A 12796-nucleotide genomic window follows, 5' to 3' on the forward strand; every position below is an offset into this window, starting at 1 on the left:
GTTTATTGCCGCGGAGTAACTATGCTAGCGACACAGAGCCGGTCTAAAGGCGTGAAGTATAATGTACAGCTGCTTTTGAATGGTTGGGTATTTGCAGCGCTCCTCTGGGCTCTTGGATCTTTGATTGAATTCCTTTTGGAAGAGCTAGAAGTTTCCATTCCCCATAGTTACGGCCTGTGGGTCAAGGCTTCTGGCTGGGGTTTGGGTGGTATATTCTTTCTGCTGTTCGTTGTCCGTATCGCTATCTATGGCTACAACAGAAAATCAGGTAAGTATCTATGAGCCTGTTTTGGGTTGGGCTTGGTTTAACTGCGGCTGCTCCAGTGCTTTGCAGCAAGAGGTACCGGTTACACGGGCCTGCCTGGATGTACTCTTTAGGGTGTGGGGCCGCTGTCCTTGGTCCATACATCTTGCTGTGCACCTTTCTGGATGTTGCTACCTTGCTCGCCGCTGCTGCGATCATCGGAGTGCCTTTCTGGGGCTATGAACGGTATCGAGCAGCTAAGGGTCAGCAGCACTATACGCAAGGCATTATGGGCTACATGGTGGAGCTGACCCCGGTTGCCGTGTTCCTGCTCTTATTCCGATCCTTCGTGGCAGAACCCTATCTTGTTCCGTCCTCCTCAATGCGTCCTACTCTAGAAGTAGGCAGCGTGGTTGTCGTAGACAAGTTCAGTTATGGTGTGAGGTTGCCTTTCGTTTCAAAACCGATCTCGCATGGGGGGGCGCCGAAGTTTGGTGATGTTCTGGTATTCCGTTTTCCTCTTGACCCGGCTAAGCCTTACATTAAGCGAGTGGTCGGCGTCCCGGGCGACAATATCACTTATCAAAGTGGTGAGTTGTCTATCAATGGTGCCCCGGCGGTGCGCGAAATGGAAATGCCATATGATTACGAAGATGAAGCCAGCGGAAAGCTTAAGCACGCCACCTATACGTTGGAGCGAATTCAAGGCTTGCAAATTGATACTCTGCAGGACAATGGCAGCAGTGATTTTGGTGTGAATACAGACTTCCCTGCCATCCCAGGCTGCGTGAGGAATGTTTCAGGGATTTCATGTGTTGTACCAAAAGGCTCTTATTTTGTGCTGGGTGACAATCGCTCCAATAGCCTGGATAGTCGCTATTGGGGGTTCGTAACAGACAAGGAAATTATAGGTCGGGCCATTTTCGATATAAATATCGATAACGGCAGTTTCCAGTTCAGCCGGCTCTCACGATGAGTGGCCACCAAAAGGATGCCGCCATGGAGTGCCGATCCAATACAAGTCCGTGTTTCTCATACCTCCTCTGTAAGGCAACGCAAGGCCTTGCACCCATCATTCAGGAGAGAAACGCATGAACTTTCATGAAACAGCCATCAAGTACGCTCAACTAGCAGCTGCACCGGTCGATTCCCTCGGCAACCTGGTACAGCAGGTGGGCTCGTATCCTGTTGGAACAGTACGCGATGCCGAACTCGCAGAGCTTGAGCAAGCGTATCGATCGACAGTCATCGCCCAGTTGGTCAGCTCCAGCGAGCTGAAGGCCACTGCTCACGTTGTGTTGTCCCAGGACGATGATGAGTCTGGCGCGGATGCCGAGGTGATCGGTATCTGTTTCGACTCCGCTTCGGCTGAAAGTCTTGCCGACGAAGCTGCAGCTGAAATGGCTGCACGCATCAACAAACTGCTGGCCAATGACATGGGGGCGGATTTCGAACCTGTCGCAGTAACGCAGACTGCCCAGGAGCGCATCGTCCACAATTCCAATGTCGGAATCTTGGGTGCGATTCGCGTCAAGACCGCATCGGTAAGCGTCGAAATGAACGGATTCGGACTGCAGAACGTTACCTCGCCAATCATCCCGCTTGGGGTGCCCGGCTTGTAAACCTGCTACACGCCCGGGCCAAGTGCCCGGGTTTTTTTGCCTGCTGATTATTAGCCTCTGTCTTTCCAAACACGACATTGTGCTGATCTATAGTCATCCAGTATTATCAGTACACGTTACGTATCGATAAGGCGCTTGTCATGGATACCCGTCCTTCACACTCTCTGATCACCCGCGTCGTTGTTGCTCTCTGCGTTGTCGTCATGGGCTTGCTGGCCACCATGGCTGTTGGCGCTGGCCTGGTGAAGATTTCCCCGGTCCTCATTTTCAAGGGGGTTTTTCTCTGCCTTGTCGGCGGAGCCCTCTACCTCATGATCCGCGCCTGCGTCGCAGCTCACATGGAGCAGGACGAGCAGGGTGCGGCAGAAGTTGATGGAAGCAAATAGATGTTCGACATTCATGCCGGGGACGGCAATCCCGAGGTGCCAGCCGACCTGAGCTCTCGAAATCTCTTTTTTGAATCTGCAGACACCGGATTGAGCAGTGTCGCCTGGGCCCAGCTGATGGACCGGTTCCGCGAGGAGCAGGGCTGGGCGGATACTCGGCTTAGCAAGGAGATTGGCATCAGCATCTCCATGATCCGCCAATGCCGAGTGAACATGCGCCCGTTGCCGCCCCCGGCGCGCATACGCACGCTCGGTGCGATGGGGGTAGAGGTGACCCTGTCGACTCTGCTCGCTGCATTGCCTGAACCAATTCGAGAGGCGGTTGAGGCGGCCAATCAGCAGTCGCAGGTGGTCCGTGAGACTTTGCTCTACGGATTCTTCGATCGTCTGGATGCTGGCGGATCACCAGATTTGGTCAGCGCCTTCTTTGATGGTCTGGCAGAGATCTCAGGCCTCAGTGAAACTGAGCAAGCGTCCCGGATAGGCCTATCCCTGGAGGATTTCACCTCTATCCGAAAAGGACGAAAACCCATCCCGTTTCGAGTCAAGATGGCTATCTCTGGCTCTTACACCGCCAACGAGTTAGGTCCCCTGATCCTATCGCTGCTGCCGGCCGCATAGGAATAGCGAAAAATGTGAGGACGATTGCGCCTTTAAAATATACATACGTGTTATGCTTCATTAAGATTCTGAATGCGTTTACTGGTGTGTATTCTGGAGGTGTCCATGGGGGCTCACATTACCGCTCCAACCAAGTGCCTTTGTGGGCACCTTGATCTGTTCAGCTTCACCTCGCCAGGGATGGGTGGGCGCAGGCAGGATCGCCTCTACGCCAGTAGCACGATCTGTGGGGAATGCAGCGCCCATATCCGCGAACTCGTTGCGCCGCAAGCCAAAGGCTTCTATCAGATGAGCTTGCCCCAGTTGGCGGGGCACCCTCGCTCTGTTTCTTGGGCTCAATCTCTTCGTCTAGCTCACATACGCACCCTTGGCCCTATCATGGCTCATCTCAAGTGCAGCACAGATCCTGTGGCCGTCGCTGCGCTGGCCGTCTTTGAGATGCTCTTCAAGATCACTGATGCGCAGTACTGGATTGCGGGGAGAGACCACGCGTTTGGCGCTGGTCACTGGGTGGTCTCGGAGATCGAGCACCTGATGCGCAAGCGTGACCTGGCCATGCACGAGAACTCTCGATCGGCCTACTGCTACTGGAAGAGAGTCAATCCCGCAGTGATCGATCAAGCGAAGCAGGATGCGGCTGTGCTGCTGTCTTCATTTGCTTTGGCGCCAGGCAAAACGACGACACCGCAACCAGCACAGGCAAAGCCCTCTGAGGCTGGCACTTCTGTGTTCCTTTGATCAGTGATTCAGGTGGATTTGTGCAAGTAGAGAATTCGAGTGCGCACCTCGACTCAGGTGCGCGTCCAGCGGGCAGCGCTACCCAGCTGGCAGGGGCCTCGCCACAGGATGCGACTGGGGGCTGCATGATGATCAGCGGGACCCTTCATTGTGAAGGATTCGGCTTCATGGCGAGTCAAGGCAGCATTCCCAGCTACAACGAGTCAATCCCTTGTCCTGCTTGTAACACGATCTTGTGGCTGGCCAACGCGAAGAACCAGGCCTCTGCCCCCATGGGAGCCGGCAGCGACATGCCAACCGAACAGATCTGGTTGGAGGCACTCCGGGTCGCTCACCGAGAGAACCCCGGCGGCGTGCACGCTGCTTTGGAGGCGGTCGGTGAGGTCCAGGTCAGAGTGCAGGCTCAAGAACAAACGGCGCTTGTTGTTCGTACCTACAACTCACCGAGCCAGTTCGGCGAGGCTGTGCTTGATGATGCGGCCGTCGACGCTATCGCACTCAACATGAAAGTGAAGATGGCCCGAAACCGGGCAAAAGGGCGGTCTGGCTGGAATGACGAGACCACATGCACTGCTGATTTCCTTTCAACGGAGCTGCGCGAGCACGTCGCAAAAGGAGATCCCCTTGATGTCGCTATCTACGCAATGATGCTGCATCTACGCGGGGAGACCATTTCTGCACCGGCCTGCAGCACTCACTTACCAACTGAAAATGACCCCGCTTGAGTAATCCTCCCATGATCAAACTGACAAAACTGGCCCTCCTCGCAATTATGGTCTTCGGCTCTAGTAGTGCCTCTGCTGTCGAGCTCGTGCTTTCTGCACATGCCGCTGAGATCTCCCAGGATCTGATCAAGGAGACGATTTCATCTCACCTGCCAAAGCAGGTTGTGAAGCTGGATGGCGGCTACAAGATCTACGCTTACCTGGAGACGGCCGACTATCAGCCGGGGGAGCGTCTTTTCAGCTACTCGGTTCAGCTTCACAAGCGTGTTGTAGAAGCCGGTACGGGGAAGGTGTATTGGGTCAGCACAGGCGGCGTCCGCGGGCACGGGGTAGCGGTTTCTGGGGATACGATTCTAGCCAACCTAGGCAATGATCTGGTTGCCGGCGCCGAGTCATTCAAGCTCGATCAGATGTGATTCACTAGGGGAAACCCTGGCGCTCATTTTTTCAGCGTGACAATAAAGCATTAGACGATACTATTCGTGTACGTGTACGCGTTATGTATCAAAACTAGCCTAATGAAGCTGTCAGCGCTGGAGCCTGAAATGACTGCTAAACGTCAATTGCTTTTGTCACTGTCAGGGGCAGTAGCGCTGCCCCTGGTCTCAGCTGACTCGTTCAGTTTCAATCTCGTGCCAGCCCCTCCCGCAAGCCAACTGCCAACGTACCTGGTTGCATCGGCGGCTGGCCTTGCCCTCCTTGGTGCCTGGTACTGGTTCAATCGGTCTCGAACCACGGCACAAGCGGCGGAGTTGCGGATCGAGCGCCAACTGCAGGCTCTTGAGAAGCTGGCGACCCAGGTCGGAAGGGCGGAGCAAGTACTCTCCTTGAAGTGTGAGTTCATGACGCACCAGGTGCGGACCGAACTCAAAGACGCCCTGTACGCCATCACCACTGACACCATCCGCAACATGGGCGGGTTACGCCGCAAGGAGCCCATGTCAGACAAGCAGTTCAGCAAATTAATGGCCAAGTCTGACGAGTTCTTCAGCAGCCTGGAGAGAGCGCAGGCGAGCGAGGTCACACTCAACCTGGATGATGATGTGCCGCTGCTTATGCCGGAGCGGGGTAACCCACTTCCGAAGCCTGTTCCTCAACGGCGCCCTGCAGAGCCCATGATACTCCAGGCCCCTGCACCTTCGTCTCCCGCGAGTATCCCTATGCCGGAGAAGCCTAGGCCCAAGGGCGCCAACGCTGATGCTGGAGATTCCGATGGGGTTCCGGCGCTAGGGCTTAACTCAGCTCTGGTTCTGGGCGGTGGTTTGCTTTCCGGCAGTGGACTATTCCTCGACCGAGATGATGGTCCAGAGCCAGATCAGTCCGATTTCGCGGCGGACTGAATTCCTATGGATACCCCAAGCCTGCAGCCTGGCGCCGCCACCTCCACAACTAGGCGCATCTCGGACACAGAGATGCAGGGCATTACTCGTGACAATCGACCGTCCAAACCTTCGGACGCCGGCTGGCGTGTGCGGTTGATGAAGGCTGGAAAGTTTGTCGCCGATCGCCATTTTCGCGACTTGGCCTACCACGGTCGTTCCCGGGCAAAACACGCAGCGCAATGCTACCGCGACGACATGGCCAGGGAGCACGATATTCAACTCCCCCCGACCGTGCAGAGTGAGCTTGCAAGCCAACGCCATTCGGCGGGCCTGACACAGAAAGCTATAGCCATGATGCTATCCGTCTCGCCCGGGCTGATATCGAAATGGGAGAAGGGGGCCGAAATGCCAGCTGCAGCGCGATCACTCTATCGCGCTGCTGTTGAGGGCCAATTGCCCGCTTGTGAACCGACCCTCACCGGCGCAGATCTCAGGCGCATCAGAGTCGAGGTTCTAGGTTGGTCTCAGGCACAGCTAGCCAATTCCCTGGGCTGGGCCTATGCCGCTGTGGGCTATTGGGAGAGAGGGCAGCGGCCTGTACCAGGGTGGGTCAAGGTGTACGTGAACGCAGTCAGCAAGGGGTGGGTCAGTGGAGAGCAGTGAGCGTGTAGATGGAAATGACCCTGTAGGGGACGCAGTTGCTCAGTGGAGGCAAGTCATGCCGCTGCATCACAGCCTGCCGATTGTATTTTCTGATGGCACTGAGCTTGCCCGCTTCGCAGTGGATTGTGCCCAATGCCGGCGTAGCTTGGCCGGGGATCTGGTGCGGGGGGAGGTCAAACCTCAGCCGGGAGATCGCTTCGCGCTGACTGGTCTTGCTGCCTGTGCGGCCTGTGCGTCGTTCACCAGGTTCGCGTTCATGTGCACAGGCTCGACAGGCTCGGTGCAGCTTGAGTGGGCATCAGGGGGAGAAGTGAAGAGGTACGAGGTGCACACTCCCTGGTGGTCCAAGCTTGTGGCTATTTTCCGGTAGGCAAAAAAAAGCCCCTACCTCGCGTGTAGGGGCTGCCCGGAAGGCATGGTTATTCCTCAGTTGTATTGAGGTTGAGCTGTTGCTCGGTGGACGGGTTCACGTTCAGTTTCTCTTCTTCTTCTTCGGCCAGTCGAAATTGCTCCAGAATCGCATCCAGCTTTTGCTGATTTTCCAGCGTCAGGTGCTGAAAACCACTGTCCTGACGAATGTCTTGAATAGCCGTTCTCATTGTTGGAGCAGCGTTTGTGACTGCCTTCTTGATGACCTTGCCCGGAACAAAGCGTGGCATGAGCTTTTCAGTTTTACCGCCTGCAGCAGCGGAGCGGGCGAGGCCTTGCTCGATCACTTGCAGAGCTTTCGGCCCGTGCTCCTGAAGAATTTGAACAGCCAGTGTGAACGATACAACTTCATCGCGGACATAGTTCCTGATCTCGATGGGGCCGTTGATCATCAGAAGGTAGTCCGAAACTTGGGCCGGCCAAAGATTCAGCTTCCTGGCGATCGCGGCGTGGTCATCGGGATGAAAGCGTGTCATGCGCTTGCAAACGACAGCCGTCGCATATGGGCTCAGCGGCGTTCCGTTGTTACTAATGACCAGGTCAGCGGTCATGTCCTCTTCAGAACAATCATCTGCAGCGATGATGCAAGGAACGGTTGGAATGCTCTCGCCCTCAGCGATCGCCTCCATCGTGGCCTCCAGGCGCTGATGACCACGTTTCAAACAGATCGACTGCTCGCCATTTTCATCACGCCTGATGATGACCGACAGAGCAGAGTCTTTCTTGAAGCCATTGTCTTTGATGGATTGCTTCAGCTTTTGAACGTTGGCCAGGTAGGCAGCATTGCGCTCCCTGACGTTGTAACCCGGGATGACCTTGATGGTGCTAGGGGCCACATTCCACAGGTCTCCCGCAGTAAACCTCTGTTTTCCATCACCTTTTTCCATTGCCTTCTTGATGTTGCCCGTGGAGATGATCATGCGGAAATCAAGGTCAAGCTGGTGTTCGGTGCTGCTGTTTTCGATGGCTTCGGTCATGAGGTAGCACTCCTGAAAGGTCAGAGATCGTTGAACTTGCTAACAGAGATGACTGACACCTGCGCATAACCCAGGACACTGCCGACACCAGCCATCCGGACAGGATCTATCATCCATCCGGCGCGGCAATAATACAAAACGCGTACGCATACGCACTATGAAATATTAAAAATATCACAGGCTTTTGAGCGCCCAGCTCGTAGCACGCTGACCAGCATCCAGCAGCCCTTTTGCGGTGATGCCTTCGACGAGCGATACCTCAACCTCAACTGAGCCGCGGACGGCTGCCTCCAGCTGGCCAAGGCCCAACTCAGCTTGATAGGGGGACACGGCCACCCCGATCGTGCCTGTCACCATGAACAAATCGCAGCCAGGGCTGCGGGGGTTCTCCCCAACACGAGTGATTGTCAGGCCACGGATACCACCATCGGTAATCGCCACGGCCAAAGATTCGTGGCTTTGCTCGATGACGCGCAGAGACGCACCCACATGGCTTTTCATTTCCCCGTCGATCGACCGGCTAGCGTCGACTGAAATGAGTTTCCTGAAGATGGCGGTGAACCCTGGCCAAGTGTCGGGAGCTGAAATTCGACCGTGCTTTGATGACCAGACTGGGTGATGACTCACCAGGAGCTTTGACACACCATGGTCAAGGCTGTCTGCGAACGACCAGTGCTGGTCGGTGCTGTCTTGAACTTTTGCAACCCGCCACAAGGAACGAAACGCCCATAGTTCAAGGGTCGATGAAGCATCGATCTGGTAAAAATCGCATTTGCTTTGAGCGTGCGCCAGAGCAGGTGCCATCACCGCGTCACCGTGCCATTCGAATTGGTCGAGATTCTTGAGCCTCTGGTTCCCGTGCCAATACGACAGCTCGACAGTAACCTGGGAAACCCACCGAACAGCTGAGGAGCTTACGGCCGGCAGGTGGGCGGAAGAAGAAGCGCCTTGCTGGCGCTGGCTCGTGAGCATGTTGAGACCCTTTTGGTTATGACGCGGGGATCATACACGAACACATACGCCGCCTGTATCGCAAGGCCGCCATCATGAATGCCGAGCGAAAAAAAAACCGCCCTCAGAGAAGGGCGGTTTGGGTGGGGTTAATGTGCAGCAGGGGCTGCATGCTGTGACACGAGCTCCTCGACGGTTGCGCCGGCGAGGGCTGCTTTCACCATGCTGTTGATGACAGCTGCGGTGGTGCCTGGCTCTGTTTGCTGGATGCAGCTGCTGTATGCGAAGAGCAGTTGGTCGCCAATCAGTGGGATGCCGTTTTCGTCGGCGTCTTTCTCGTGGTCGAATTTCCCGCAGCCATCACCGATCTTCAGTTTCAGGGCTGCCGAATTAGCACAATAGGCGGGGTCACAGATGCCGCGAACGTTGAACCGGATGCAGAATGCCTCTGCAAAGGTGCGGAGCTTTGCCGGCACGTTGTAGTTTTTGAAGGCCTCTTCGAAAAAGTCGGGTCGTAGAGCAGGGCGCTGCGGTTTAGCGTCGAGGGTAGTGGTGGTCATGAGACATCTCCTGGTCAGTTGAACTTGCACCAGGAGATGCACTGCAGGGATCTATATTTCTAAAGGGCTAGGGTTATTGCCACAATAGTGGCCAGGCCAACACCCATCAATAGGCGCTTGTTTCTGTCATCAAAGTAGATCCCGCGGCGGTTCAAGAAATGCTCGACGATCGTCCAGCCATCCATGGGGGGCAGGGGGATGATGTTGGTTGCCGCTAGCAGGATCGAGCCTTGGGCCGCCACGAGTGTCGGCCAGTTTGGCGTAACGTAGTGAATGCCGAAGAACAATAGGCCGGTGGCCAGGGAGATCAGGGGGCCGCCCGCAGCGATGATCGCTCGGCGGTCTGACGGGGCCTTCTCATAATCGGAGCTGACCACATACGCCCAAAGCGGGATCAAACCGATTTCATGGATGATTCCTGATTTTCGGAACGAGAATAGCTTGTATCCACCGAGAATGAGTTTGTCTGGCTTAATACCGTAGCGTTGCATTGGTATTAAATGGCCGGCTTCATGGATCAAGAGCAAGAACACCAACATCAGCCAGATGACGAAAAATGCGATGGCGAACATCCCGATAGTTACCAGTGCGTCAGGCAGCATGGTTTTCTTTCCTAGAACATGATGCATGTGATTCTTTAGCAAAGCTTCAAAACCTTCAAGCCTATAGCCGCATATTTACCTGATGTGTGTACTGTGCAGTGCAAATTTTGCCTCTAGGGCTATACAGGCCCGTGTAATTCATTACAGGTGGTTATGAAACTACTCTGGTGAACGTATGAATACCTGTTTTCAGCTGGCGGCTTACGCTCGATCTCAATGGGCATTAGCTGTACTCCTCATGAAATCGCCTGAGAGCAATCAACTAGCAGCTAACGTATTTCAAGATGCAAAGAACGCTGCCTGGGGATACGGATGGGGGGCTTCTGAAACGCCGCATGCACTCCTCGAAGATATTCCGGAACTATTAAACGCTTTCTATGAAGGCAAATCCGCGCTTCAGCAAGACATGAAGCTAGCGGGCTAAATTAAATTCGAAAAAGGAACATGCATCATGAGCAATAATGAAGTTAAAGCTAATCAGTCCTCGCTTGATCTGTACGCAGTGACTCTGAACTGGGGGATGGCAGAAGAAGGCACTTACAGCGACAACGTCTTTGCGACGAGTCAAAACGAGGCTTGCTTGAAAATCGCTGAGGACATGGCAAATCAGCGTGAGTATGTTGACGAACTGGAAACCCCGAAAGAAAGGCAAGAGTGGATAGTTAGCCGAGCCTGCGACCTAGTGGATTGTCACTTTGTCGAAGATAGCCTGGCTGCCGATCTTGCTGCACTGTACGGTGACGTTTTGTTCCCGGATGGCGTAACGCGCTCGATTGATCTGGGTGCATTGCGAGCGCTGCTCGTTGAGCATCGTCACTGTTTGGTTCCGCCCGCTGAAGTCAAAGTCGTTGAACAGCTGGCCCTGCATACTGTGGACTCTGGCTATTGCCGGGTGTACTACAAGCGGCAGAACGGAGCACTGTGCTGCTTCCAGCTCGATACACGAAACACCTTCAAGCTCTATCACTGTTCGCGTGATGGTGAGCCGGAGCATGAGATCAGTCACCAGAACAAGGCAGTTTTTGCGTTACCTGAAGACAGTGGATGTTCTTTCGTAGCTAGCTTCCGTGCATGGTGGGAGCAACAGAGCCTGCAGCCTACTGCTTAGCTTTAACGATACCCGGCCACTCTTCGGAGTGGCTTTTTTATTGCCTGGCGAAAACTCGCGGCCCAAATATAAACGCCCCACTGGAAAGTGGGGCGCATGGTGAATCAGATTCCGGTCAGAAACCGATCGAAAGGGAGAGCGTTGCGACGTCCGAGGCTACGGCTTTGTCGCTGCCGAAGCGGTGACCGTAGGTGACGCCCACGCGGGAGGCTTTGAACGGGCCGGCAACCTGCAGGCCAACGCCGACTTCGTTCCAGCGCTCGGTGGTGTCCTGCTTCATGTCGAAGCGAGAGACGCCGATCACATCACCGGTCAGATCGTCTTGCGAGTTGTTCAGGCGGCTAACGTGCTTGATGTTGGCCGAAACAATGGCCTTGTTTGCCAGGTTCATGCTGGCGTTGAGGCCGGCGGTGCCGTAGATGTTCTCCTCAGTACGCTTGTCGAAACGCGCCGGGAAGGAGCCGCTGGTCTCGGTATAGGAGTCCAGTTTGGTGTTGAGGTAGTCCACGCCCAGGAACGGCATCACAGCGATGTTGTCCTGCAGGATGAATACGTAGCCGACCTGGCCCGAAACCGCACGCTGGCTGACATCCGACTTACCTTTCGATTCGTCGTCGCCGGCACCGGTTTTGTAGGAGCGTTTGATGGTGGCATCGCCTTCGGAAACTGCCACGGCGCCGCGGGCAAACACGCCCTTGCGCAGACGATTGCCGTACTCGACGAAAGCACCAATCGTGTTGGTATCGCCCTCTACGCGGTCGTCGTTGATCTTGAGCGAAGTGCTTGGTCCTTGATAGCCGATGCCGGCAACCAGGTCAGGGGTCAGTCGATATGCCGCGGTAACGCCGCCGTACACGTTGTCACCTTGGACAGTGCCCGAGTGATGGGTCATCTGGCTGCTGACGCTGACGCAGACGCCATTGGTATCGAAGGTCGAACAGGTCAGTTGGTCCTGGACGAAGCCTTGCAGCTGATTCTGCATGGCTTGTGCGTACAGGGTCGCGTTCTGCAGAGAGTCGCCGAGGTCCAGCAAACCAATCACGCCAGTCGGCAGATTGGTAGCGCCAGCATCACCAGCGCTGGCGCCGGTATCGGTTCCACCAGTGCTGCCGGCATTTGCACCAGTACCGGTACTGCCAGTGCTGGCGCCAGAATTAGAGCTTCCAGTGGAAGTGCTGCCAGTACTCGATGAACCACCGGTGCTTGGGGTCGAAGTGTCGGTAACCGGAGGTGTAGTGACGACAGGCTCGGAGATCGGGCCGTAAGAGCGTGCTACGAACGGCTGCGACCGGCCGTTCAGGAAGCCCAGGCCGAAAACGGTGTTGCCGTCCGCGGACACAGCGGTAGCGGAGTTGAGGGTATTGTTTGCGAGCAGGGTGTAGGACGGGTCGTTGTCCTGCAGCCACTCAACAAGGGACTGCATGCCTGTCTCTGCGGTCCAGCGGAAACCCGAGTAGACACTGCCAGTGGTATCAGCCATACCGACGACTACAGCGCCGTTAGCAGATACTCCCTCAGCGATCGACATGGTGCCGTCGGTCAGCAGGCCCAGGCCCTGCATACCGGACAATTCGGACCAAATCATCGCTTCGACAGATGCGACCGATGACTGACTCGCGCCGACGATATAGGTGCCGTCAGCACTGGCCGCCAGGGCAATGGATTGAGTGCCGCCAGCCAGGGTGCCAAGACTCTCAGTGCTCCCGCCGTCTACCCAGCGAGTGGCGACATCACCATTCCCGGCACCGTTTTGGGCGTAGCCCACCACCACCTTCCCGTCAGCTGAGATGCCCATGGCATAACTGTAGGTGCCGTCGTTCAGGTAGGGGCGAATAGAGAAAACGGAAA

17 protein-coding genes are annotated in these 12796 nt (G+C 55.6%); 12 read left to right on the forward strand and 5 right to left on the reverse strand.

Annotated elements, in window-relative coordinates:
• Positions 1 to 51 precede the first annotated feature (51 nt).
• The 10 genes from M1D87_RS26910 (at position 52) to M1D87_RS26955 (ending at position 6321) form a co-directional block, all read left to right on the forward strand.
• Complete coding sequence (locus tag M1D87_RS26910; RefSeq protein ID WP_172688339.1) at positions 52 to 282, forward strand: hypothetical protein; 231 nt, start codon at positions 52 to 54, stop codon at positions 280 to 282.
• On the forward strand, positions 279 to 1220 hold the full coding sequence (gene lepB / locus M1D87_RS26915; protein ID WP_023662072.1) for a signal peptidase I: 942 nt from the start codon (positions 279 to 281) through the stop codon (positions 1218 to 1220). Before M1D87_RS26910 ends, lepB begins: the two co-directional genes overlap by 4 nt.
• A gap of 115 nt (positions 1221 to 1335) precedes the next feature.
• Positions 1336 to 1866 (forward strand): hypothetical protein, encoded by a 531-nt coding sequence (locus M1D87_RS26920; RefSeq protein ID WP_023662073.1) that lies wholly within the window; start codon positions 1336 to 1338, stop codon positions 1864 to 1866.
• Positions 1867 to 2006: 140 nt separating this feature from the next.
• Positions 2007 to 2252, forward strand: coding sequence for a hypothetical protein (locus tag M1D87_RS26925; RefSeq protein ID WP_023662074.1), 246 nt, complete (start codon positions 2007 to 2009; stop codon positions 2250 to 2252).
• A complete protein-coding gene (locus tag M1D87_RS26930; protein ID WP_023662075.1) occupies positions 2253 to 2873 on the forward strand; it encodes a hypothetical protein in 621 nt (206 codons plus the stop codon).
• Positions 2874 to 2945: 72 nt separating this feature from the next.
• On the forward strand, positions 2946 to 3611 hold the full coding sequence (locus M1D87_RS26935) for a hypothetical protein (RefSeq protein ID WP_144000629.1): 666 nt from the start codon (positions 2946 to 2948) through the stop codon (positions 3609 to 3611).
• A 125-nt stretch (positions 3612 to 3736) separates the two neighbouring features.
• Positions 3737 to 4336, forward strand: coding sequence for a hypothetical protein (locus M1D87_RS26940; RefSeq protein ID WP_023662077.1), 600 nt, complete (start codon positions 3737 to 3739; stop codon positions 4334 to 4336).
• An 11-nt stretch (positions 4337 to 4347) separates the two neighbouring features.
• Positions 4348 to 4752 (forward strand): hypothetical protein, encoded by a 405-nt coding sequence (locus M1D87_RS26945; protein ID WP_023662078.1) that lies wholly within the window; start codon positions 4348 to 4350, stop codon positions 4750 to 4752.
• A 129-nt stretch (positions 4753 to 4881) separates the two neighbouring features.
• Positions 4882 to 5676, forward strand: a complete 795-nt coding sequence (locus M1D87_RS26950; RefSeq protein ID WP_144000628.1) for a hypothetical protein — start codon at positions 4882 to 4884, stop codon at positions 5674 to 5676.
• 237 nt (positions 5677 to 5913) lie between these two features.
• On the forward strand, positions 5914 to 6321 hold the full coding sequence (locus M1D87_RS26955) for a helix-turn-helix domain-containing protein (RefSeq protein WP_368045025.1): 408 nt from the start codon (positions 5914 to 5916) through the stop codon (positions 6319 to 6321).
• Between the two features lie 419 nt (positions 6322 to 6740).
• On the opposite strand, the gene M1D87_RS26960 is transcribed toward M1D87_RS26955, so the two are convergent.
• From M1D87_RS26960 to M1D87_RS26975, 4 genes are all read right to left on the reverse strand, one after another.
• Positions 6741 to 7727: a ParB/RepB/Spo0J family partition protein gene (locus tag M1D87_RS26960; protein ID WP_023662083.1), complete on the reverse strand. Its 987-nt coding sequence runs from the start codon at positions 7725 to 7727 to the stop codon at positions 6741 to 6743.
• A gap of 174 nt (positions 7728 to 7901) precedes the next feature.
• Positions 7902 to 8699 carry a hypothetical protein gene (locus M1D87_RS26965; protein ID WP_023662084.1) on the reverse strand — a complete coding sequence of 266 codons (798 nt, stop codon included), beginning with the start codon at positions 8697 to 8699 and terminating at the stop codon, positions 7902 to 7904.
• A 128-nt stretch (positions 8700 to 8827) separates the two neighbouring features.
• Entirely contained in the window at positions 8828 to 9238 is a 411-nt protein-coding gene (locus M1D87_RS26970; protein ID WP_023662085.1) for a hypothetical protein, read from the reverse strand.
• Positions 9239 to 9297: 59 nt separating this feature from the next.
• On the reverse strand, positions 9298 to 9840 hold the full coding sequence (locus M1D87_RS26975; RefSeq protein WP_054903276.1) for a M50 family metallopeptidase: 543 nt from the start codon (positions 9838 to 9840) through the stop codon (positions 9298 to 9300).
• A gap of 175 nt (positions 9841 to 10015) precedes the next feature.
• Between M1D87_RS26975 and M1D87_RS26980 the strand changes: the two genes are divergently transcribed.
• Positions 10016 to 10264: a hypothetical protein gene (locus M1D87_RS26980; RefSeq protein WP_128637225.1), complete on the forward strand. Its 249-nt coding sequence runs from the start codon at positions 10016 to 10018 to the stop codon at positions 10262 to 10264.
• 27 nt (positions 10265 to 10291) lie between these two features.
• Positions 10292 to 10948, forward strand: coding sequence for a hypothetical protein (locus tag M1D87_RS26985; RefSeq protein ID WP_039614970.1), 657 nt, complete (start codon positions 10292 to 10294; stop codon positions 10946 to 10948).
• A gap of 115 nt (positions 10949 to 11063) precedes the next feature.
• On the opposite strand, the gene M1D87_RS26990 is transcribed toward M1D87_RS26985, so the two are convergent.
• The gene (locus tag M1D87_RS26990; RefSeq protein WP_421091836.1) at positions 11064 to 12743 is read right to left on the reverse strand and encodes an autotransporter domain-containing protein; all 1680 of its coding nucleotides are present in this window, start codon (positions 12741 to 12743) and stop codon (positions 11064 to 11066) included.
• Between the last annotated feature and the right edge of the window lie 53 nt (positions 12744 to 12796).

The organism is Pseudomonas sp. SA233 (assembly GCF_054792385.1).

Excerpts from the sequence above, each read along its gene's own strand:
- lepB (WP_023662072.1), top strand. The coding sequence starts at position 279 with ATGAGCCTGTTTTGGGTTGGGCTTGGTTTAACTGCGGCTGCTCCAGTG.
- M1D87_RS26920 (WP_023662073.1), top strand. The coding sequence starts at position 1,336 with ATGAACTTTCATGAAACAGCCATCAAGTACGCTCAACTAGCAGCTGCA.
- M1D87_RS26925 (WP_023662074.1), top strand. The coding sequence starts at position 2,007 with ATGGATACCCGTCCTTCACACTCTCTGATCACCCGCGTCGTTGTTGCT.
- M1D87_RS26930 (WP_023662075.1), top strand. The coding sequence starts at position 2,253 with ATGTTCGACATTCATGCCGGGGACGGCAATCCCGAGGTGCCAGCCGAC.
- M1D87_RS26935 (WP_144000629.1), top strand. The coding sequence starts at position 2,946 with ATGCGTTTACTGGTGTGTATTCTGGAGGTGTCCATGGGGGCTCACATT.
- M1D87_RS26940 (WP_023662077.1), top strand. The coding sequence starts at position 3,737 with ATGATGATCAGCGGGACCCTTCATTGTGAAGGATTCGGCTTCATGGCG.
- M1D87_RS26945 (WP_023662078.1), top strand. The coding sequence starts at position 4,348 with ATGATCAAACTGACAAAACTGGCCCTCCTCGCAATTATGGTCTTCGGC.
- M1D87_RS26950 (WP_144000628.1), top strand. The coding sequence starts at position 4,882 with ATGACTGCTAAACGTCAATTGCTTTTGTCACTGTCAGGGGCAGTAGCG.
- M1D87_RS26955 (WP_368045025.1), top strand. The coding sequence starts at position 5,914 with ATGGCCAGGGAGCACGATATTCAACTCCCCCCGACCGTGCAGAGTGAG.
- M1D87_RS26960 (WP_023662083.1), bottom strand. The coding sequence starts at position 7,727 with ATGACCGAAGCCATCGAAAACAGCAGCACCGAACACCAGCTTGACCTT.
- M1D87_RS26965 (WP_023662084.1), bottom strand. The coding sequence starts at position 8,699 with ATGCTCACGAGCCAGCGCCAGCAAGGCGCTTCTTCTTCCGCCCACCTG.
- M1D87_RS26970 (WP_023662085.1), bottom strand. The coding sequence starts at position 9,238 with ATGACCACCACTACCCTCGACGCTAAACCGCAGCGCCCTGCTCTACGA.
- M1D87_RS26975 (WP_054903276.1), bottom strand. The coding sequence starts at position 9,840 with ATGCTGCCTGACGCACTGGTAACTATCGGGATGTTCGCCATCGCATTT.
- M1D87_RS26980 (WP_128637225.1), top strand. The coding sequence starts at position 10,016 with ATGAATACCTGTTTTCAGCTGGCGGCTTACGCTCGATCTCAATGGGCA.
- M1D87_RS26985 (WP_039614970.1), top strand. The coding sequence starts at position 10,292 with ATGAGCAATAATGAAGTTAAAGCTAATCAGTCCTCGCTTGATCTGTAC.
- M1D87_RS26990 (WP_421091836.1), bottom strand. The coding sequence starts at position 12,743 with ATGGGCATCTCAGCTGACGGGAAGGTGGTGGTGGGCTACGCCCAAAAC.